The sequence below is a fragment of the Streptococcus merionis DSM 19192 genome (assembly GCF_000380085.1).
Lineage (GTDB): Bacteria > Bacillota > Bacilli > Lactobacillales > Streptococcaceae > Streptococcus > Streptococcus merionis.
The window spans coordinates 1-21,951 of sequence record NZ_KB904557.1 but is presented as its reverse complement, the minus strand read 5'-3'; the positions used below and the strand labels follow the sequence as shown (position 1 = coordinate 21,951).

The window sequence follows — 21,951 nt, the reverse complement described above, 5'->3', positions numbered from 1 at the left end:
TTTGTTACGAAATTGTAATATTTTCAGTAAAGACTTTACTATAAATCAGTTCAATTTTTCGCGACAATATCATGAATTTGATATAATCAAACTATAGTTATCTTACAAGGAGCTTTTCATGAAATACATTGTTAACAACTCGAATGACCCGGCATACAACATTGCTCTTGAATCTTACGCTTTCCGTGAATTGACAGGTGAAGATGAGATTTTTATCCTCTGGATTAATGAGCCTGCTATTATCATAGGCAAGCACCAGAATGCTCTGGCAGAAATCAATAAAGAGTACACAGATGCTCACGATATCCATGTGATCCGTCGTTTGTCTGGTGGTGGTGCGGTTTACCATGACCTTAACAATCTTAACTACACCATTATTTCCAATAAGGCTGATGAGGGAGCTTTTGATTTTAAAACATTCTCCAAGCCGGTGATTGACACCTTGGCTGGGCTTGGTGTCGAGGCTAATTTTACAGGGCGAAATGATTTGGAAATTGATGGTAAGAAGATCTGTGGTAATGCTCAAGCCTACTACAAGGGACGCATGATGCATCACGGTTGTCTGCTCTTTGATGTAGATATGACTGTCCTTGGAGATGCTCTCAAGGTTTCCAAAGATAAAATCGAGTCTAAAGGGGTTAAGTCTGTTCGTGCTCGTGTCACCAACATTAACAATGAATTGCCTGAAAAAATCACCGTTCAAGAGTTTAGTGACGCTATTTTAGCCCAAATGAAAAAAGAATACCCTGATATGACCGAATATGTTCTTTCAGACGAAGAATTCAAGCGTATCCAAGAAATTCGTGATACCCAATTTGGGACTTGGGAATGGAACTTTGGTGAAACACCTGAATATACGATTGAGCGCAATGTGCGCTACGATGCTGGTAAAATTACAACCTTTGCCAAGGTCGAAAAATCTGTTATTGAGTCTATCAAGATCTACGGAGACTTCTTTGGGATCGGAGATGTTGCAGACATTGAGCAGCTTTTAGTTGGAACACGTTACGAATACAAAGATGTTCTTGCAAAACTTCAAACGATTGACACGACCCATTATTTCTCTCGCATGACAACGGAGGATGTGGCTAGGGCTATTGTAGCTTAGCTTATGCCGCCCCGACTGATTCCTTGCAAGTCGGGGCTTTTTTTGGTATGATGAAAAGGTCTTCAGGGCAGGGTGTGATTCCCGACCGGCGGTGACTCTTTTACTCTTTGAAAATCAAAAAGATACTTTGTCTTGATGAACGTCAGTTCTATCAGCGACTTCGTTTTCTCGTTTATTTCTGATTTTCTTTGAGGAATCGTGAGTTATTTTCCTTTTTCTTGTTGCTTAGTTTTGCTGTACTGTGAGTGTAAGCTATGATTTTGGTGATTTGATTAAGCGAAAATACCTCAGCTAAGAGAAGTCCGCGAGCGTAAGCTGATGTGGTGTGATTCCACAACCGACAGTATAGTCTGGATGGGAGAAGACGGAGGCAGGTTGCCTTTTAACGAATCCCTTTGGTGAGATCTTAACTGCTTTACAAAGAGTTAATCTCTTTAGGGAAATTTTGATAAGATAAGGTTGTCCTGTTTTCGAGGCTTCTTTCGATTTGTTAGAAATTGGAGGAAACTTGAATGACAAACACACGTAAAATGGCTTTGATAGCCATTCTCTCGGCAGTTTCTTTTTTGCTCATGCTTTTTCAACTGCCCCTCATACCAGGTGCGGACTTTCTGCAGATGGATTTTTCCATTTTGCCTGTCTTGATTGGACTGGCTATTCTGGATGCTAAATCGAGCTTGACTATCCTGCTGCTTCGCTCTTTGCTAAAGCTTTTGCTGAACAGTAACGGTGTTGCGACCTATATTGGTCTGCCGATGAACATCTTGGCGATGGGGATTTTCATTCTTAGCTTTGCTATGATTTGGAAAAAAAGAAAAACACCAAAACAGTTCGCGCTAGCAGCTGGCGTGGCGACGCTCATGTCGTCTTTCGGTATGCTGGTTGCTAACTATCTTTATGCGGTTCCGCTTTATGCTGCCTATGCTAACTTTGATATTAAGGCCATTTTAGGCTTGGGAAATTACTTATTTGCCATGGTCTTGCCTTTCAATTTCTTGCAAGGCGTGAGTTTGTCGCTAGCCTTTTACGGGCTTTACACTGTGATGAGACCAATTTTGAAAACCTATGAAAAATAAACAAAAATATTTGACACAGGGCTCTTTTGCCCTTTTATTCTTTGTCATACTTGGTTATGTGATCAAGTTTTATCCTAATGACCTGTCGCAGCTTGATGTGGATTTTCAGGCTTGGTTGCGCGGGGACTTGCCCGATAGGCTCAATGATTTTTATCGAACCGTGACTGTACTTGGCAATACACCGATAATCATGTCCTACACAGCTTTGATTGCGGCGACTTTTTACTACATTCGTAAGTGGCGGGCTGAAGGGATTATGCTTTTGGGGAATCTCCTCGTTATGGGCGTTGCCTCAACGCTTTTGAAGCTGGTCTATAACCGTGAAAGGCCGAGCTTGGAGTATCTGATTGCGGATCCGATTGGTGCTTCCTTTCCGAGCTGGCATGCGGCTTCGACTATGGTTGTTGCGTTGAGCCTTTGTGTGGTGGTTGAACAACGGATTCGCTCGAATCAGTTTGTTAAACGGCTCATGCAATTGCTTCTGATTGTTTTGGCTGCGGTTGTCGGTATCTCTCGTCTTTACCTTGGTGTTCATTACCCGTCGGATGTCATCGCAGGTTGGCTATTAGCGGTGGCGATTGTTTCTATCGTTTATCCATTTTATGACCAGAAGCGTTTTGAATGGCGCTTCCAGAGCAAGCAAAAGTGAGGAGATAGATATGTGGATCATAAAGACCTTTGATGATCTGACAACTCGTGAATTGCATGTCATCTACAAGCTGCGCGTGGGTGTTTTTGTGGTAGAACAATCCTGTGCCTACCCTGAAGTTGACGATGCTGACCTTACCTGTCTGCACGGTATGAAATGGGAGAGGAGTGCTCTTGTGGGCTATTTTCGCCTGATTGAGGCCGAGGACGGTGTTCATTTGGGACGGGTCATTGTCGCACCTAACTTTAGACGAACAGGCCTTGGACGAGAGCTGGTCAGTTATGCCTTGCAAGTAGCTAGAGAACGTTTTCCTGAAATGGTTATTCATGCGCAAGCCCAAGCCTATCTCGAAAATTTCTATGCTAGCTTTGGGTTTCAGCCAGTTTCTGAGGTTTACCTAGAAGACGGTATTCCTCATCTGGATATGCTCATTGCTCCTTCATAAGACGTTTCATGACAAATTTATGGGAGTTCTTTCTCATTCTCCTTTTTATGTTTCAGGTGAAAAGCTTGACCCTGCTAGAATTTAGCAGGGTTTTGTGGTATCATAAAAAGAAAAAACAGCTGAAGGAGATGAGGATGGATAGACTCACTTGGCAGGATTATTTTATGGCAAATGCTGACCTGATTTCCAAACGGTCAACCTGCGATCGCGCCTTTGTGGGGGCGGTCTTGGTCAAAGATAAGAGGATTATCGCGACAGGCTATAATGGTGGGGTCTCTCAGACGGATAACTGTCATGAGACTGGTCATCAGATGGAGGATGGTCATTGTATTCGCACCGTCCATGCAGAGATGAATGCCCTTATTCAGTGTGCTAAGGAAGGGATTTCAACTAATGGCACTGAGATTTATGTTACGCACTTTCCCTGTATCAATTGTACAAAAGCCCTTCTTCAAGCTGGGATTACTAAAATTACCTATAAGGAAGCCTATCGAAAACATCCCTTCGCTTTAGAGCTCATCGCAGCTAAGGGTGTGGAGCTGGTTCAACACGATGTGCCAAAAATTCAGTTAGGAGATGATTAGAATGTTGCGCCCCCTACACATGGCTCACGCTTTTTTGGAGGAAATTCTGATGCCCGATGCTGTGGCTATTGACGCCACGATGGGAAATGGTCATGATACCCTCTTTTTAGCCCAACGGGCAGGCAGAGTGTTAGCTTTTGATATTCAGCAGGCGGCGCTTGATACCACCCAGAGACGTTTGCTTGAGGCAGGTTTTGAGAATGTAGAATTGATTTTGGCAGGTCATGAGACAGTTAGCCAGCATGTCAGTTCAGCCAAGGTTGCTATCTTTAATCTGGGCTATCTGCCCTCAGCTGACAAGTCTGTCATTACCCAGCCAGAGACAACCTTATCAGCTATTGAGCAAATCTGTCAGCTCCTTGAAGTTGGTGGCCGTCTGGCTATCATGGTTTACTATGGACACGCAGGTGGTGATGTCGAGCGAGATGCTGTGCTTGATTTTGTCAAAACCCTACCTCAGACAAAATTTACCGTAGCCATCTACCAAACTATCAACCAGATGAACAATCCACCGTTTTTAATCATGGTGGAGAAATTAAGAGAGACTTAAAAATACAGGAGATTGGAACAAAAGTAATCCAACCTCCTGTATTTTTAGATTTACCGCTAAGATAAGACGCGGCTACTGCGATTAGATTTTAAATGTTAGAAAGGCAAGACGGAGATTCTTTTTGGCTTGAACCAGTGTTGCCATCGTAAACGTGCGGAGGGTGGGACAACAAAAGAAGTCAACTTTTCACGATGACTTACCGATTTTTGCCTCACTCTCGTTTTTTAGACTTCGTCAATAATCTAAACTGCCGTGGTGTGATGGCAGTTTTTTCTTTAAAAACACGATGAAAGTGACTTTCACTCTGATAGCCAGCTTTTTCAGCAATGTCCCTGATGGATAGGTCTGTTTCTAATAGTAACTGCTGAGCTAGCCCTAGCTTTGCTTGGGCAATGTGCTGCGAAATAGTCTGACCTGTTTGGGTTTTGATGTGCCGAGAAAGATAGCCAGGACTGTAGTTGAGTTGCTTGGCCAGTTGGGCTTGGGTGATGGTGGTACAAGACTTTTGAATGATCTGTAGACAATCTTGGGTTAGCTTATCGGTTTGATGAATGAGAGAAGTGTTTTCAGAAAAGTTATCCAGCAGGGCTAAAAGATAGCCCAAAGAAGTCAAATTGACCTGATACTGAGCCTTAAAATAGCTTTCCAGCAGTTTAATAACCGTCAATTTTAGATTAGAAGAATCCCAGTGTTTTTCCATGATTATAGGGCTTTTGTCCCAATCTACAGTTGGTTTGTTGAGAAGCTCTGCTATTTTTTTCATAAGGCAAGGTGAGATAAGAATATTGATAACAGTAGGGTCACAGCTATCAATGGGAGCTATGAGATGAGAGATATGAGGTGGAATGAGCGCTAAAGTGCCTTCAGGCATGACATGTGTGGTACGGTTTGCAATATGAAGCATGCGGCCTTTTGTTAGATAAACGACCTCAAAATAATCATGGTCGTGCAACTGTGAGGGGTAATCTAGACGATGAGAGGTGAGAGCGAATTCGGTATCAGGTGAGAGGTTAAGTGCCTTTATAATTTCCTTAAACTCATAATGCTTGGCTTCTTTATAAGGGACTTCAAAAGGTGAAAAATGTTCCTCGAGAGATATGAAGTTCTCTACTACTAATTCTTGTATATTGACATCAAACTGAGGCAATTTCCAGTGAAGTTCTGGCATTTAAAGGCTCCTTTTTTAGAATTTAAAGTCATATTATCACAGTTTTGGGTCATAAGCAAGCATTGAAAATCTCTTGAAATAAGCTATAATCACATTATCATTGGTTCATAAAGGAGTTTGCTGTGAAAAATACAAAATTATCTTGGACGGGACGTTGGATTTCAGCTGCTCATGCGACGGTTTCAGAGGAACCTGAATTTACTTTAGAGGAAATGTTTTCTGGCAAAAGCCGTCCGCAAGCTCCTGTGGAAGAGCGTCTTCATCCAGGTGTTTATTTTAAAAAGGAGTTGACTTTATCTAAAGAAGTCACTAAGGCTGAATTGACCATCACCAGTCAGGGGATTTATCAGGCTTATATCAATGGCCAGCGAGTGACCGGAGCGATTTTCACACCTGATTATACGGATTACAATGACTTTCTGATGTATCAGACCTATGAGGTCACGAAGTTTTTAGCTATTGGTAAAAATGTTTTGGCAGTTGAGGTGGCAGATGGTTGGTATGCTGGTCGTATCAGTGTTCAAGGGGGTAGTGCCCAGTTTGGTGACCAATTGGCACTTTTGGTGGATTTAGAAATCACTTATTCTGATGGTTGTACAGAAATAGTTGGAACAGATACTTCCTTTACGGCTGGTTCTGGTAAGCATCGCTATGCTGATATTCAAATTGGAGAAAAACAGGATTTACGATTGGATAGTGATTGGAAGACCTCATTTTTACCTCTGCCTGAGCTAACCTTTGAAATTGACGCAGATTATGAACGATTGGCACCTCAGGAGGGGCCGATGGTCTATCGTCAAGAAATCTTGCCTGCTCAGAAAATTTGGTCAGAAAAGGATGGCTTGATTGTTGATTTTGGACAGGTTATTGCAGGACGTATTCGTCTCAAGGCTGGTCTAGCAGATGGTCAGGAAATTGTGGTTGACCATGCAGAAACCTTGGATGAAAATGGCCATTTCTTCAGGAATATCGTAGGAAGAAATAAGGATGCTAGAGATGTTTTCATTGGTAGAGGACAAAAGGAAATTTTGGAACCAGATTTTACCTTCCATGGTTTTCGCTATGTTAAAATCGTGGGGCTTGAGTCCTTAGATGAGAGGCAAATTGAAGCCATCGCTATTTATTCTGAAATGGCGCAGACGGGGACATTGGTTACAAGTGATTTCAAGGTTAACCAACTGTTGTCAAATATTCTCTGGAGTCAAAAGGGAAATATGCTATCTATTCCGACTGACTGTCCGCAGCGTGAGCGTGTTGGCTGGACTGGTGATATGCAGGTATTCGCACCGTCATCAACCTTCTTTTTAGAGACAAAAGCCTTTATCAAACGCTGGCTAAAAAGTGTGCGTATCAACCAAAAAGAGAATGGAGAGATTGTAGATTATTCTCCTGCTCCAAAAGATGCAGCTAGTAGCGTGGCTTTTACGGGTTCTTACTCATCAGCTGGTTGGGGAGATGCCATCATCATGGTGCCGTGGACACTTTATCAACGTTACGGTGATAGAGAAGTGCTAGAGGAAAATTACCAGGCCATGCTAAATTGGTTTGCTTTTTCAAAAGACAGCGCAGCAGGAGACAAGTCTGGGGAGGACCGCTATATCTGGGATACTAAGTTTCATTATGGGGACTGGATGTTTCCTAGTTTTATGATGTCAGAGCCAAATCCTATGAAAACTTCAGCGGTGACCAAAGATCTCGTAGCGACAGCTTTCTTAGCTCATTCGGCGGATTTATTGGCTCACATCTCAGAAATTTTGGGTAAAGATGGTTCTGCTTTTGCAGATTATGCCCGAAAGGTACGCGTTGCCTTTTCCAAATATTTCCTAACGGAAGCAGGGCATTTGACCAGTGATTTTCAAGGGTGTTATGTTCTGGCTTTAGCTTTTGACATGGTTTCTGATGATCACCGTCAAGGCCTGGTTGACCGTTTAGTCAGCATGATTCATGAGAATGGAAATCGCCTGGATACAGGCTTTCTCTCGGTGCCTTATTTGCTTGACGTACTCTGCGAGAATGGGCATGTAGACTTGGCTAGGACGGTCTTTTTTCAAGACGCTTGTCCATCGTGGTTCTATGAGATCAATCGTGGGGCGACGACGATTTGGGAATCATGGGCGGGAATTCAACCAGATGGCAATGTTGGGACGTTCTCGTTTAACCATTATGCTTTCGGTTGTGTCTTGGACTGGATCATTCGCGAGACAGTTGGATTGAAGGCAGCTGCGCCAGGTTATCAGGCTATTGCTATTGCTCCAAGTCTAGAGATCGTTGATCGCTTTGACATGACGTATCACTCTCCAGTTGGGATGATTACTATTAAGAAAGATGGACGGATCTGGCTGATTGATACTCCAAAAAATATTCCTGTTACCATTGATTTAACGGCTGTTTCAGGGCGATTAGCATAAGGAAAAAAGCAGAGCAGTAGTCACGATAGCTCCCTATCGTAGGATACTGTGTAAAATCTCGCATGCGCAGCAAAGCCGTAGTATTATACTAGAATGAACTACAGATTAGGACGCTTTCTAATAGAACAAAAGAGTGTTTAGCATGCCTTTTTGAAACTTGAAACGAAGGTGCTTTCCTCTTGATTTGGTCAAGCATAGTCACCTAATCCAGACGAACTGCACATCAACATAGGCTCTAAAAGATTGAAATACTCAAGAAAACGATTCGCAGTAAAAATCGGAACGACACAAAAGCTCTAAAAACAGCAAAACTGCATGAAAGCAAGGTTCACGAAGCTTTCATGCAGTTTTCTTGTTTAAAAGCAAGGTATGAGGTTGGCAAGACCACCATGATGGCTTTGCCCTCACCCTCAAAGCGTGTAATCTTTGAAGATTACGTATAAAAAGTCCAACCTCACCTCTCATAGTTTGCGTCAACATCACAGCGCAGTGGTTGGGAGCAAGACCTGTTGACCCGCCAACTTAGTCTTATCCCTGAAAGGCTGATTAGACTTGTCAAAACCTACGAAGGAGGTGAATGAGAAGCCGATCAGCTACTACGATTAGATTTTAAATGTTAGAAAGGTAAGACGGAAATTCTTTTTGGCTTGAACCAGTGTTGCCAGCGTAGTTGTACGGTGGTGGGAAAAGCCGCTCTTTTTGATTGATCGTGTTCTTTTACACTTCCAAGAAATGTGAGAATATTTTAATTTTTTCTTTTCAGTCAATATTTTTATGATATACTAAAATTGTCAAAAAATTTTATTTTACATCAAAAAGTTTGGAGGGTCAAGAAATTTGATTTTACTAGACGGTGAGGTCAATGTGGCCTATCACATTAGAAGTATTGATTTGCCTGAGGAGAGTCAGCAGCATTTAGCTAATTTTGGGTTGAAGGTTGGCACAACTGTTCAATTGATTTCAAAGACGGCTACGAGTGGGATTGTGATGCTGTCATCCAGTCGTTTAGCTTTTGATCAATCCATTTTGCGGCATATCGACGTGGCCAAATGTGAAGAGTCTGTCGAAAAGCTTCCGCTGTCGGAATTAAAGGTGGGTGAATTTGCGTACGTAGACGGTATTTTTGCAGTGAACGAAAGCAAGCGGCGGTTGATGGATATGGGATTGACACGTCACACCAAGATTTATCTCCGAAAGGTCGCACCATTGGGAGATCCGATTGAGATTAGCTTGCGCGGCTATGAATTGACCTTGCGGAAATCAGAAGCGCAGATGATTAGTGTTATACGGGCAAGAGATAAAGAACAAAGATAGCTATTATTTTCAGCAGATAAGAGAGAAGCAGGAATGCTTTTTTGTGTGAGAGAAAGTATGATGGAACGTGTGAGGTTTTGAGAATATGACAACAATTGCCTTAATTGGAAATCCGAATAGTGGAAAGACTAGTCTGTTTAATGCTGCAACGGGTACCAATCAGCATGTGGGAAATTGGCCGGGAGTGACAGTGGAGCGAAAGAGTGGCTCTGTCAAAAAACAGCCGGAAATAGAAGTGCAAGATCTACCAGGAATTTACTCCATGTCTCCCTATAGTCCAGAGGAAAAAATAGCGCGTGATTACTTGTTGAGCTATGAGGCAGATAGTATCTTAAATGTCGTGGATGCCACAAACTTAGAGCGTAATCTTTACCTAACGACTCAGCTGATTGAGACAGGGATTCCTGTGACCATGGCTTTAAATATGAGCGATGTTTTACGGGCGCAGGGAAAAGTTATCAATGTCGATAAATTATCGTATCAATTGGGCATCCCTGTAGTGGCGACAAGTGCGGTAAAGAATCTGGGAATCGCTCAGGTGATTCAGAAAGCGGCTCAGACAACCAGAGAAGTAGTGGATGGTATCCAATTTCCGATGTACGATAATCGATTTGAAGCGGCCATTGCCCAGATTATCGAAGTACTAGGAGCAACCGTACCCAAGTCTGCGGCTCGATTTTACGCCATTAAGTTATTTGAGCGAGATAATCTGGTAGAATCTGAGCTAAATCTCTCCTCTTTTCAAAAGGCAGATATTGCAGAAATTATCCAGATTACTGAGGAGGTTTTTACAGAAGACTCGGAGACCATTGTCATCAACCAGCGCTATGCTTTTATTGAGCGAGTTGCTAAGATGGCCCAGAGTCAAGAGAGTGATTTTAAGCTGAATTTATCCGATAAGATTGACAAAGTGGTGACCAATCGGATACTGGCCTTGCCTATTTTTGCCTTGGTGATGTTCTTGGTCTATTATTTGTCCATTCAGACTGTTGGGTCTATGTGGACAGGTTGGGTCAACGATGTTCTTTTTGGAGAAATCGTGCCGAATTGGGTACAGCGTGGCTTGGATTATCTGCAGGTGGCAGATTGGATGCAGTCTTTGATTCTGGATGGGATTGTAGCAGGTGTAGGGACAGTTCTTGGATTTCTTCCTCAGATTTTTGTTCTTTTTGTCTGTCTGGGAATATTAGAAGATATTGGTTACATGAGTCGGATTGCCTTTGTCATGGATCGGATTTTTAGACGATTTGGTCTGTCGGGGAAATCCTTTATTCCGATGTTGATTGCGACTGGGTGTGGGGTACCAGCAATTATGGCGAGTCGAACGATTGAAAATGAGCGTGATCGAAAAATTACGATTATGACAGCGACCTTTATGCCTTGTTCGGCTAAGTTGGAAATTATTGCCTTGATTGCAGGAGCCTTTTTCCCAGATAATCCTTTCATGGCACCGTCCACCTATTTTGTAGGAATTGCAACCATTGTTCTTTCAGGTATTGCCTTGAAAAAGACAGTCTTTCTGGGAGGCTACACTAGTCCCTTTATCATGGAACTGCCTGCCTATCATTTGCCCAAAGCCGTGTCTGTATTGCGGTACGCTTTTGGCAAGGCCATGAGTTTTGTCAAACGTGCGGGGACGATTATTTTTAGTCTCACAGTCTTGATTTGGGTTTTGTCATCATATAATTTTGCCTTGCAGGCTGTGGAGACTGAGCAGAGCATGTTAGCGAGTTTTGGGCGTCTCTTTGCCTGGGTGTTTGAGCCGCTTGGTTTTGGAAATTGGCGGGCGACAGTGGCTGCGATGACGGGCTTAGCGGCCAAGGAAACGGTTGTGGCAACCTTTGGGATTCTCTATCAGAGTACTGGAGAAGTAGGACTAACAGAAAGCCTGCAGGCAGATTATTCGGCTTTGGCAGCCTATTCTTTCTTGACCTTTAACTTGCTGTGTGCGCCATGCTTTGCAGCCATGGGAGCGATTAAGCGAGAAATGGGCGAAGCCAAGTGGACAATTGCGGCGATTGGTTTTCAGACAGGCTTGGCCTATGTCGTTAGTCTAGTGCTGTATCAGCTGGGTTTGGTCCTTCTGGAGGGAAAAGCTGTGACCATATGGGCAGGCGTTGCACTTGGCTTGCTTTTGATAATGGTCTATCTGATCGTTAGAAAACCACGTCAGCTTCAGGACGACATTATCCATTTGCATCACTTAGCAAGGGTCAGTCAGTAGGAGGAAAAGATGTTCACCACCATTGTATTAGGAATACTGATTGCGATTGTTGTTGTACTGGGCTTGCGTAGCTTTGTCAAAGGAAAAGGGAGTTGCGGGGACTGTGACTGTACCTGCCCGATCAAAGAAGAAATGCGCAAGGCTAGTAAAGTAAAATAGAAAAATGAGAGTGGGACAGACAGCCATCACGGTGGTCTGTCCCACTCTCGTTTTAATGTCTCACTCCGTAAGGTGCGAGACCAATAAACCACCCGCTATGCGGGTACGCGTCAATTGAGCTAAAATAGTATATTACCTTGCACGAATCTACTTTAAACGTTGTCAGAAGAAACAGGTAAGGCAATTGTTACCTGAAGTCCGGGATTGAGATGTGTGAATTGAATAGTTCCTTGATGTAAGGCGATAATCTGCTTGGTGATGATGGTTCCCATTCCGTGGGTATCGTAATGCCGTGTTTTTTGATTCAATTCAAGGACTTTTTCAGGGCGAATGCTTCCATTATCTGAGATAGTGAGTAAAACGTTGTCTCCCTCTTTCACGAGCATGAGTTGCTGATGAGGCTTTTCATTGTGGGTTAGACTGTTGAGGAGGAGGTTGGTAATCGCGCGTGTCAGCAAACTACTATTTCCTAAAATGAAGCTAGGTTGCTCTGGTAGCTGAAAGTCTAAGTGGAGCTCTTCGTAATTGTTATAAAAATCCGTAATGATTTGACGGAGGAGTTTGTTGAGGTCCAGACGGTCCATTTCTTGCAGGAGGGCTGGGTTGTCTAGTAGGTAGCTCATATTGAGATTGGAAATAATATGTTCCATCTGATGAACGTTGGTCTGAATTTGCTGGATTTGTTTTGAAGAACCGTAAAGGGCTTCAAGTTGGGTGGTATTCCCTAAAATCAGGGTCAATGGATTGCGGAGATCATGACTGATACCGCGAATCCAATGGTTCCGCATTTCCTTGGTTTTAAGAAGGAGCTGGGAAGTTTGGTTGAGGTCAGAGGTTATCTCTGTTAGATTTCCTTTTTCATCTAGTAAGATTGGCTTGTTTTCAGATAAGTCCACTAAGGCCTGTGTGATAGGGTTGAATTCTTTGCGCAATTTCATTTGTGTCCAGAAGTAGACGAAGAAAAAGGCAATGATAAGCCCTACAAAAACGGCTAAGATCCATTTGAAGGTACCGATGAATAAGTTGACATTGTAGTAATTGGCAGGGAATTTATCATAGGTCCCTTTTGGATAGCCTAGGACGAGGATATTTTCTCCCATGACAAAGGTGAATACGGGATAGTCTTCCAGATACCAACGGTTGAAGCGAACGATGTCTGTCAGCTTATAAGGATGATCCAACTGTTTAGGAAGTTGAAAGGATTCTTCAATTTCACCCTTTTCAGATAGGACCATCAGCCAGATATTTCGCTCTTCTAATAAGTGTTTATTTTGGGAAGAGAGATTCAGCTGATCATCCTTGATGAGTTGCTGCACTAGAGAGGTCGGGTCTTGCTGGTTTCGAACTTCCTTGGTTAGAATTTGATAGGTACCGATTAGGAAAATGACAATTCCAGTGAGCCCCAAGAGAAGAACCGTTGTAAAATAAGCCAGTAGGGTTTTGGAAAAATACTTCAGTGTGTTCATCTAGTCCACCCGTAACTGATAGCCCAATCCCTTGACGGTGAGAAGATGCGTTGGTTTTGAGGGATTGATCTCGATCTTTTGACGTATTTTGCGAATATGTGCCATCAGGGTATTTTCATATCCTTCGTACTGCTCGCCCCAGACCTTTGTTAGCAAGGTATCAAAGGTGACAATCTTATTCTTGTGGTTATAGAGTACGCGCAGGAGACTAAATTCTTTAGCGGTGAGAGAGATTTCTTCTTCCTCTTTTAAAACAACTGCGCGTTCAAAGTCGATTTGACAGCCTTCTAGTTGCACTAGTTCCTCTTGCGGGGGATAGCTGCGCTTGAGAATGGACAAGATGCGCAGTTCTAATTCCTTGGGGCGAAAAGGCTTGACAATATAATCATCGGCTCCCAACTCAAACCCTTGGTACTGTTTTTCAATGTCAGAAACAGCTGATAAAAAGAGGGCAGGCATCATCGAGTGTTGCCGAATGTGGCGCAGAACTTCAAAGCCAGAACCGTCTGGCAGCATAATGTCCAAGATAGCCAAGTCGAACTGGTCTGTACGGAGGAGGTCAAGAGCCTCTTTTTTAGTATGTGCAGTTGTCAAATGGGTAAAGCCGGCGATGGTTAAACTCTCTTTGACCAATTGTAAAATATCAGGGTTGTCATCTAAAATAAGTAGTTTTCGATCTGTCAGTTTCATAATATACCTCTAAAATAGTATAGCACACTCTGCGGATTCAGCTCTGCCATTTTCCAAAAATTAAGGAAGAATTAAGGAAGGCGCTAAGGAGAGGTAAGGTGGGAGGTGTACACTAAGAGTGTCAGAAAAAGGAGGACAGAAGAATGAACATGATTGAATTAAAAGGTGTAAAAAAGGTCTTTGGAAAGCAAACAGCTGTGGCGATTGACCAGCTAACGATTGAGCAGGGAGAGATTTATGGCTTGATTGGGCCAAATGGCGCTGGGAAGTCTACGATTATGAAAATGATTTGTGGTCTCTTGGAGGCAAATGCGGGTCATGTTTCGGTAGCTGGTGTGGAAATGAAAGAGAGCAACCGCATCGGGATTCTCAGACAAATTGGTTCCTTGATTGAAGAGCCGTCTTATTACGATAATCTGACAGGTTATGAAAATCTGCAAATTTTAAAAGAGTTGAAGCAGCTGACAGAAGAAGATGTGACAGAGGCTTTGGCAATTGTCCGTTTGACAGACCATAAGAATAAGCGCGTGAAGCATTATTCGCTAGGAATGAAGCAGCGGCTTGGGATTGCGATGGCGATTATGGGACGACCAAAATTGATTGTTTTAGATGAGCCGACTAATGGTTTGGATCCACAAGCGCGTGAGGAAATCCGTCGTCTGATTCGTAGTTTGCCAGAGAAATTCCAGACAACAGTGATGATTTCGTCTCATGCACTGGATGAGATTGAGAAAATGGTGACTCAAATTGGGATTATCGGTAGTGGAAAGCTCTTGTATCAGGGGACCATTGAGCATTTCAAGAGTCAGCACAGTGGCAACTTGTGTCTGCGGACGTCAGACGATGCCTTAGCAGCTTCTCTCTTGAAAATAGAATTGGTAGAAGATACCTTGTTGCTACCGATGGTTTCAGATGAACAACTAGGACGAATGGTGGAAGGTCTCGTGGCAGCAGGGATTGGAATTTACCGGATTTATGAAGTGACGAAGTCCTTGGAAGAACTCTTTATTGAGTTTACAGCGAGCGACCAGTTGTAGGAGGTGGAATATGTGGAAAACATTACGAATTGAAGCCAAAAAATACCGTGGGTTGCCTGTTTTTCGTTTGTTGAGTGGTGGCATCCTTGCAACGATTTTGGTAACGATGGTGACGGTTTTTAAAATTAAAAGTCCAGAGGAGTTGGCAGATCCCATCACCATTCATTCTATCATGGGTAGTATGGCCTTTATGAAGGTGATTATATTGCCTGTTGTTTTAGCTAGTTTGGCCAGTATGGCTGTGCAACTAGAAAATCGCCATAAGATGTGGAATGTCTTAAAAAGTAGTGGTGTGAGCTATGCAAGCATTTATCGTGTGAAATTGCTCTATATTTATATGTGCTATGTCTTGGCACAATTGGTAGAATGGGCGGTGCTTGTACTCGTTCTCAGGCAACGTGGCTTTACAGGTTTTGTTCCATTACATGAGCTTCTTTTATACGGAGTAACGACCTTGCTGATTTCAGGCTTTATTCTACTGGGGCATTATCTCCTATCTCTCAGATGGAGCAATCAATTGGTCAGTTTATCGGTGGCCATGCTCGGCTCTTTGATGGGGATTATTATTGTTTTAATTTCACAAATCGTGATGAAAGTTCTTCCTTATAGCTGGTATGCTTTCTTAATGAGGGTGGAATATGTGAAGGTTGGGGAAGAGTTTACCAAACAATTACGCGCATTCGATCCCTATCCTCTCGTTGCTTCTTTTATTTTAGGTATTCTCCTCTATCAAATTGGAAAACGGATGAAAGTTGGTGATTAAGATGACATTGATAAAAATTGAACTGATGAAACTAAAAGGCTCTAGACTATGGATTCCCCTCTTGGTTTTACCTTTGATTTCTGTTATTTACGGCAGTGTGAACTATGCTGGCAATCAGTCTGTTTTGCAAAGGGAGTGGTTGAGTCTTTGGACACAAGTCTACCTATTTTATGGTCTCTTTTTCTTCCCAAGTTTAATTGGAGTCGTTTGCGCCTATATTTGGCATGGGGAGCATAAGCACAATAGTCTACGTTTGCTACTGACATCTGCTTACTCATTTCGGCAAATCATTTGGGCCAAGGTTATTGTAACCTTTGGATTAATCATTCTTTCGCAAGTTTACTTTTTAGGTTTGTATGGTGCGAGCGGTCTGTTTTTTCACTTTCAGATGGCCTTTCCAGTTGAATTACTCGTTTGGGCCTTTGTCACTAGTCTGTTTGCCTTGCCTCTTGTGTTGATTCAAACTTACTTCTCTTTGAGAATTCGAACGTTTGCACCACCAGTGGCATTGTCCATGTTCTTCGGAGTGGTTACCTTCCTGCTCAGTGTTCAAAATGTGATTCCAGAGTTGAATTATCTGGTTGCTAGTTCAAAATTAGCAAGTTATATCAACCAAGCAACGTCTGTCCATTTGGACATTCCTCTTGCTATCTGGCTCCGCCTCATTGGATATTCAGCCCTTTTAGTTGTTCTCTTTAGTTATTTACAAAAGAAACATTTGCGGAATTTGTTGAAGTAAAAAAGCATCCCCTGACTTTTGATAATCAGGGGATTTCTTATACGTAATCTTCAACAGTTACACGCTTTGGGAGTGAGGGTGGAGCCATCATGGTGGTTTGTCCAACACTCTTGAATTCAGTCTGTTTGCTTTGCTTTCTTACGAAAGGCTTGATAAACAAAGTTTAGGATTAGGCCTAGCAGGGCAAGCACAATAGCTACGTAAAAGGCATTGGAATAGTCGCCGTTGTTGGCAGTGGCCATTTGAACAGCGACACGCGGTGCGAAAAAGGCAGCCAGCGAATAGCCAGTAAAGACAATGCCGTAGTTGACTCCTTGGTTAGCAGGGCCATAATTTTCCATAACAATAGAGGGAAAGACACCCATAACCCCACCGAAGCAAATACCGAGACCGATGATGCCAATGGTAAATCCGAGTTGACCAGGAATGATGGTCAGAGCTAGAAGTGAAGCTGCTACAACACCATAAATGATGGTCAAGGTGTTGCTGCGACCAATTTTATCGGAAACAGATCCCCAGATCAGGCGACCGCTGGAGTTGGCGATGGAGTACAGGCTGACATAAAGCGCAGCTGTTGAAGCAGAGAGACCAAACATGGTGGTGCCGATAGGGGAAGCCTGAGAAGCAATCATGAGACCTGAGAAAGCACCTACAAAGAACATCGAAATAATAATGTAGAAGAGAGGTGTTTTGAGCATATCCTTCCAAGTTTTGCTAACAAGATTACCTCGGCCATCTTTCGGGGGAGTCCAACCAGTTGGTTGATAACCAGCTGGAGCAGGTTGGATAAACAGACTAGCAATGAGCACGATGATGATATAGGCAAGACCAAGCGTACGAAAAGCCAATTTGGCATCGCCGGCATTAGATTGAATTAAGTTGCTAGCAATTGGAGAGGCAATCACCGCGGCAAAGCCCATACCACCAGTCAAAATGCCGGATGCTAACCCCCGTTTATCAGGAAAAAGTCGGATGGTATTTGACAGTGCGCCAGAGTAGGCGAAACCCTGACCAAGCCCAGCCATGAGACCGTAAGTCACATAGAGCATCCCTGGAGAAGTCACATAGCCTGTCAAGTAAAAACCGATGGCAAAGAGAATAGCGCCAAGTGCGATTGTCCATTTGACGTAGCCTTTGTCAACAAGGTAGCCACCAAAGATCATAGGAATAGGCCCGATAGCAGAGTTGATGGCAAAGGCTGTCATGATTTCACCCATACTCCAACCAGTTTGAGCTGAAAGCGGCCCTGCAAAGACACTGAAGGCATAAACAGCACCGGTACAGAGCAATATAGCAGTAGACGCAGCGAGAACACGCCAGCGATTGAGAGAAGTTTGCATAAGAAAAACCTTTCTATGTTTATTTGTAAAATAAATCACAAGAAAAAGATACCATTTCCGGAACAATTTGTCAATAATGACAAAAATAAATTTAGAATAGTAGGTTTGTTTATATTGTGAATAAAAAATTTTAGGGATATAATGCATTGATTAAAGCTTTTATTCAAGGAGCTTTATTGTGAAAACGGAACTTTTTCTATTTTTTACTTGACTTTTAATGTTAAAACTTATATATTTTGTGTAAAGATTAACAAACAAAAAGGAGATCCTTATGAAGTTAGTGGCAATCGTCGGTACTAATTCAGACCGCTCTACCAACCGTAAACTCTTGCAGTTTATGGCCAAACATTTTAAAGATCAGGCAGATATCGAAGTGCTTGAAATTAAAGATATTCCAGCTTTTAATGAGCCCGAGGATAGGAAAGCCCCTGCTGAAATGGTGACATTTTCAGAGAAACTTGTAGCGGCAGATGGTGTTATCATTGCTACCCCTGAGTATAATCACTCGATTCCAGCACCGCTTAAAAGTATTCTGGAGTGGATTTCTTATACAAGCCGTGCCCTAATCAATAAGCCAACGATGGTAGTGGGAGCCTCTCTGGGAACACTTGGCTCATCTCGCGCGCAAGCTCATCTGCGCCAGATATTAGACGCGCCAGAGTTAAAAGCACGCGTCATGCCGGGGAATGAATTTTTGCTAGGTCACTCTGAGCAAGCCTTTGATGCATCAGGACAGCTCGTCTATGAGGATAAGGTTGCAGAATTAGACGAAGACTTTACAGAATTTTTGACCTTTGTCAAAATGACCAATCAATTGGTCGCTGAGCATCAGCTAAACACAGAACAAAAACGTCAATTTAGCTGGGAAACAGCTGCTGAGTAACTGAATTCGGGCTAAAATCCTCGATAAAATTCGAAAACTTCCTCAAGTCTTGTGACTTGTCGTTTGTTTTCTCATTTTTCAATGGATTTTTACACGGCTTCATATCTTAACGAATTGAACACGGGCTAAAATGCTCGGTAAAATTCGTGAGTTCCCTTGAGTCTTCGGACTCATCGATCACTCCCTTATTTTCCAACGCATTTTTGAACGCCCTTTGTATCTTACAACTGAATTCGGCCTAAAAGCTAGATTGATTTTGGTATGACTAAGACCGTAGCCGTCTGGGTTTTCTTCGATTTCATCTGTGAAAACCCTAGTCGTCTTGGTCGGGGTGCGTCAACATCATCGAAGATGACTGACTTACCGCCATTTTTCAACGCTTTTCTTAACGGGCTTTGTATCTTATTTACGAGGAGAAATTTACATGAACTTTATTGGAATTGTTGGAACAAATGCTAAAAAGTCGTATAACCGTCTTCTTTTGCAATTCATGGCTGGACATTTTGCCAATAAGGCAGAAATTGAGGTTCTTGAAATTGACAATGTTCCGATGTTTAATGAGACAAATGACCAAACCCATACACCTGCTATCCAAATCTTTAATGAAAAGATTTCAGCAGCTGATGGAGTTATTATTGCGACACCTGAACACAATCATTCCGTTCCATCTGCTTTAAACAGCTTGATTGAATGGTTATCCTTTAATATCCATCCTCTTGATGGCAAACCTGTCATGATTGTGGGAGCTTCCTATGATGTGCAAGGATCTTCACGAGCGCAGCTTCACCTACGTCAAATTTTAGATGCCCCAGGTGTTAATGCGATTGTCATGCCAGGTAGCGAGTTCTTGCTTGGCAAGGCCCATCAAGCTTTTGATGAAAATGGTAATCTAATCAGTGAGAGCACGGTTGATTTCTTGGATTCTTGCTTTTACCGCTTTGTCCGATTTACCAAGATCGCCAATCAACTTAATGAACCTGAAGAGTTGGTTCTTGAACCTGGAACTTATGAAGTCTCAGCAGTTGGTCACAATGGCAAGTTACCGATGTCAGTCACTCTGTCGCAAGATCGCATCGAAAAAATTGATATTGATACCGAGGGTGAGTCTTCTGGGATTGCAGATATTGTCTTTACCCGAGTACCAGCTGAGATTATCGAGGGACAAACGCTTAATGTGGATGCCATTTCAGGGGCATCGGTGACTTCTAATGGCGTCCTTGACGGGGTAGCGCGTGCGATCAAACAAGCAGGCGGTAATCCAGATGTCCTTCGTAAACGTCCAAAAGCGCCAAGCGCTCTTGATGGCGAAGATAAAACCTATGAAACAGACCTCGTTGTAGTCGGTGGAGGCGGTGCAGGACTTGCAGCAGCAGTCCGTGCTCTTCAAGAAGGCAAACGTGTGGTCTTGGTGGAAAAATTCCCAGCTCTTGGTGGCAATACCGTGCGTGCAGGCGGCCCTATGAATGCGCCAGACCCAGCTTGGCAAAATACCTTTGCAGCGAATGGTGGTGAGGCTCAAAACTTGCAAGAACTGCGCGATACAGACGAATCCATAATTGATCCAGAGTATTTAGAAGATTTCCGTAGCCTTAAGAAACAATTAGACAACTACTTGCAAGATCCGTCCTACCTTTTTGACTCGACTCTGCTTTACCGCATTCAAACCTACTTGGGTGGTAAACGTTACGACCAAAACGGTCAGGAAATTCACGGGGACTATGCCTTGGTGAAAGAATTGACGGAGCGCTCTCTTGAATCTGTTCGCTGGTTGGAAGACCTTGGTGTAGAATTTGTCCGTGATGAGGTAACGATGCCAGTCGGTGCTCTCTGGCGTCGTGGGCACAAGCCTGTTGTGCCGATGGGCTACGCCTTTATCTCAGTCTTAGAAGACTTTGTCCGCAAAAATGGTGGCATCATCTTGACGGACACTCCAGTCAAAGAGTTGATTGTTGAAAATGGTCGCGTTCGTGGCGTGGTTGGTACAGGCCGCAATGGACAAACCATTCGTGTAGAAGCAGCAGCGGTTGTGCTGGCTTCAGGAGGTTTTGGGGCAAATACCAAAATGCTTCAGCAGTACAACACCTACTGGAGCAAGATTGATGATGATATTAAGACCTCAAACTCTCCAGCCTTAACAGGGGATGGGATTCTTCTTGGTCAGTCTGTTGGCGCGGAGCTGGTCGGTATGGGATTCTCCCAAATGATGCCCGTGTCTGATCCAAATACAGGAGCGCTCTTCTCTGGCTTACAAGTCCCTCCTGCTAACTTCATCATGGTCAATACAGAGGGGAAACGTTTTGTTGATGAGTATGGAAGTCGTGACAAATTAGCTCAGGCAGCGATTGATAATGGTGGTCTCTTCTACTTGATTGCCGATGATAAGATTAAGGAAACAGCTTACAACACCAGTCAAGAAAAAATTGACGCTCAAGTAGCAGCAGGAACGCTTTTTAGAGCAGATAGCTTGGAAGATTTAGCGACACAAATTGGCATTGAACCAGCTGTTTTGGTTGAAACCATCGCTAACTACAACCGCTATGTGGACGAAGGCTATGATCCTGAATTCCACAAGGGAGCTTTTGACCTCAAGGTTGAAGTGGCGCCGTTTTACGCAACTCCTCGTAAACCTGCAGTTCATCACACCATGGGTGGCTTGAAAATTGATAGCAAAGCACAGGTTCTCAATGAAGACGGTCAAGTCATTTCAGGTCTCTTTGCGGCTGGTGAGGTTGCTGGCGGTCTTCATGCAGGGAACCGTCTGGGTGGCAATTCACTGACAGATATCTTCACCTTTGGTCGTATCGCAGCAGATACCGCGATTGCAACCTACATGGACTAGAAAATAACTTCTGCCCCTTTGGTCGTGTAAATGAAGCCCGTAATAAAGCGGCAGAAATAATTCAGGGTCACCGCGCCACTCATAAATTGATAGCAGAAGCGCTCTTAAAATATGAGACACTTGATAGTAATCAAATCAAATCCATTTATGAAACTGGGAAAATGCCTGAACAGATTGATGAGGAAGAAGTCAAAGCCCTTTCTTATGAAGAAGTAAAGCATAAATTGGAAAAAGAACCCCCATCCCAATAGAGATAGTAATAAGGACAGAACGGAAAGCGGTCTGTCCTTTAACAAGCTCAAAGAACGACCAAGAAAGAGGAGGGGATAATAGGGCATGAAACAGGTCTAAGTAAGGCGGAAGAAAACAGGAGAAGTAACAAAGTAAAAAAAAATAAAAAAAGATAAGCAAAAAGTGTTGACAAGAAAAAAAGTAGGTGATATACTAAGATAGTTGTCTCGAGAGCGGGACGCATAAGACCATTGAGAACTAAATAAGACGAACCAAAC

At 43.1% G+C, this 21,951-nt stretch carries 19 protein-coding genes and 1 pseudogene; 16 read left to right on the top strand and 4 right to left on the bottom strand.

Annotated features, from left to right (window positions below; translation table 11 throughout):
• Positions 1–118 precede the first annotated feature (118 nt).
• The 6 genes from lplA to mnmM all read left to right on the top strand — a co-directional run bounded on the left by lplA (position 119) and on the right by mnmM (position 4,412).
• A complete protein-coding gene (gene lplA / locus A3I5_RS0108755) occupies positions 119–1,108 on the top strand; it encodes a lipoate--protein ligase (RefSeq protein WP_018374223.1) in 990 nt (329 codons plus the stop codon).
• A 512-nt stretch (positions 1,109–1,620) separates the two neighbouring features.
• On the top strand, positions 1,621–2,184 hold the full coding sequence (locus A3I5_RS0108750; RefSeq protein ID WP_018374222.1) for an ECF transporter S component: 564 nt from the start codon (positions 1,621–1,623) through the stop codon (positions 2,182–2,184).
• Positions 2,174–2,833, top strand: coding sequence for a phosphatase PAP2 family protein (locus A3I5_RS0108745; RefSeq protein WP_018374221.1), 660 nt, complete (start codon positions 2,174–2,176; stop codon positions 2,831–2,833). The genes A3I5_RS0108750 and A3I5_RS0108745 overlap by 11 nt, the downstream gene beginning before the upstream one ends.
• 10 nt (positions 2,834–2,843) lie before the next feature.
• On the top strand, positions 2,844–3,278 hold the full coding sequence (locus A3I5_RS0108740) for a GNAT family N-acetyltransferase (protein ID WP_018374220.1): 435 nt from the start codon (positions 2,844–2,846) through the stop codon (positions 3,276–3,278).
• Positions 3,279–3,412: 134 nt separating this feature from the next.
• Positions 3,413–3,862 (top strand): deoxycytidylate deaminase, encoded by a 450-nt coding sequence (locus tag A3I5_RS0108735; protein WP_018374219.1) that lies wholly within the window; start codon positions 3,413–3,415, stop codon positions 3,860–3,862.
• 1 nt (position 3,863) lies between these two features.
• Positions 3,864–4,412 (top strand): tRNA 5-(aminomethyl)-2-thiouridylate-methyltransferase MnmM, encoded by a 549-nt coding sequence (gene mnmM, locus A3I5_RS0108730; RefSeq protein WP_018374218.1) that lies wholly within the window; start codon positions 3,864–3,866, stop codon positions 4,410–4,412.
• A 211-nt stretch (positions 4,413–4,623) separates the two neighbouring features.
• Here mnmM and A3I5_RS0108725 read toward each other — a convergent pair whose 3' ends face one another.
• The gene (locus A3I5_RS0108725; RefSeq protein ID WP_018374217.1) at positions 4,624–5,580 is read right to left on the bottom strand and encodes a helix-turn-helix transcriptional regulator; all 957 of its coding nucleotides are present in this window, start codon (positions 5,578–5,580) and stop codon (positions 4,624–4,626) included.
• 122 nt (positions 5,581–5,702) lie between these two features.
• Here A3I5_RS0108725 and A3I5_RS0108720 point away from each other — a divergent pair, with 122 nt between their 5' ends.
• From A3I5_RS0108720 to A3I5_RS12400, 4 genes are all read left to right on the top strand, one after another.
• Positions 5,703–7,988 (top strand): family 78 glycoside hydrolase catalytic domain, encoded by a 2,286-nt coding sequence (locus A3I5_RS0108720; RefSeq protein ID WP_018374216.1) that lies wholly within the window; start codon positions 5,703–5,705, stop codon positions 7,986–7,988.
• 837 nt (positions 7,989–8,825) lie between these two features.
• The gene (locus tag A3I5_RS0108715; protein WP_018374215.1) at positions 8,826–9,302 is read left to right on the top strand and encodes a ferrous iron transport protein A; all 477 of its coding nucleotides are present in this window, start codon (positions 8,826–8,828) and stop codon (positions 9,300–9,302) included.
• Between the two features lie 85 nt (positions 9,303–9,387).
• Positions 9,388–11,526, top strand: a complete 2,139-nt coding sequence (gene feoB / locus A3I5_RS0108710) for a ferrous iron transport protein B (protein ID WP_018374214.1) — start codon at positions 9,388–9,390, stop codon at positions 11,524–11,526.
• A 9-nt stretch (positions 11,527–11,535) separates the two neighbouring features.
• Entirely contained in the window at positions 11,536–11,685 is a 150-nt protein-coding gene (locus A3I5_RS12400) for a FeoB-associated Cys-rich membrane protein (RefSeq protein WP_018374213.1), read from the top strand.
• A 152-nt stretch (positions 11,686–11,837) separates the two neighbouring features.
• Here the strand turns inward: A3I5_RS12400 and A3I5_RS0108700 are convergent, their stop codons facing one another.
• Both A3I5_RS0108700 and A3I5_RS0108695 read right to left on the bottom strand, forming a co-directional pair.
• Complete coding sequence (locus tag A3I5_RS0108700) at positions 11,838–13,151, bottom strand: sensor histidine kinase (protein WP_018374212.1); 1,314 nt, start codon at positions 13,149–13,151, stop codon at positions 11,838–11,840.
• Complete coding sequence (locus tag A3I5_RS0108695) at positions 13,152–13,841, bottom strand: response regulator transcription factor (protein ID WP_018374211.1); 690 nt, start codon at positions 13,839–13,841, stop codon at positions 13,152–13,154. It lies immediately after the preceding gene.
• Between the two features lie 143 nt (positions 13,842–13,984).
• Between A3I5_RS0108695 and A3I5_RS0108690 the strand changes: the two genes are divergently transcribed.
• The 3 genes from A3I5_RS0108690 to A3I5_RS0108680 are packed head-to-tail and all read left to right on the top strand — an operon-like array spanning position 13,985 to position 16,380.
• A complete protein-coding gene (locus tag A3I5_RS0108690) occupies positions 13,985–14,878 on the top strand; it encodes an ABC transporter ATP-binding protein (RefSeq protein ID WP_018374210.1) in 894 nt (297 codons plus the stop codon).
• Between the two features lie 10 nt (positions 14,879–14,888).
• Positions 14,889–15,641, top strand: coding sequence for an ABC transporter permease (locus A3I5_RS0108685; protein WP_018374209.1), 753 nt, complete (start codon positions 14,889–14,891; stop codon positions 15,639–15,641).
• A 1-nt stretch (position 15,642) separates the two neighbouring features.
• Positions 15,643–16,380 carry an ABC transporter permease gene (locus A3I5_RS0108680; protein WP_026217007.1) on the top strand — a complete coding sequence of 246 codons (738 nt, stop codon included), beginning with the start codon at positions 15,643–15,645 and terminating at the stop codon, positions 16,378–16,380.
• A gap of 116 nt (positions 16,381–16,496) precedes the next feature.
• Here the strand turns inward: A3I5_RS0108680 and A3I5_RS0108675 are convergent, their stop codons facing one another.
• Positions 16,497–17,720, bottom strand: coding sequence for an L-lactate MFS transporter (locus A3I5_RS0108675; protein WP_026217006.1), 1,224 nt, complete (start codon positions 17,718–17,720; stop codon positions 16,497–16,499).
• A gap of 271 nt (positions 17,721–17,991) precedes the next feature.
• Between A3I5_RS0108675 and A3I5_RS0108670 the strand changes: the two genes are divergently transcribed.
• The 3 genes and pseudogenes from A3I5_RS0108670 to A3I5_RS12390 all read left to right on the top strand — a co-directional run.
• Positions 17,992–18,603 (top strand): NADPH-dependent FMN reductase, encoded by a 612-nt coding sequence (locus A3I5_RS0108670; RefSeq protein ID WP_018374206.1) that lies wholly within the window; start codon positions 17,992–17,994, stop codon positions 18,601–18,603.
• Between the two features lie 424 nt (positions 18,604–19,027).
• The gene (locus A3I5_RS0108665) at positions 19,028–21,442 is read left to right on the top strand and encodes a flavocytochrome c (protein ID WP_018374205.1); all 2,415 of its coding nucleotides are present in this window, start codon (positions 19,028–19,030) and stop codon (positions 21,440–21,442) included.
• Between the two features lie 26 nt (positions 21,443–21,468).
• Positions 21,469–21,693 (top strand): annotated as a pseudogene (locus A3I5_RS12390) (ATP-dependent zinc metalloprotease FtsH); the annotation flags it as partial.
• Between the last annotated feature and the right edge of the window lie 258 nt (positions 21,694–21,951).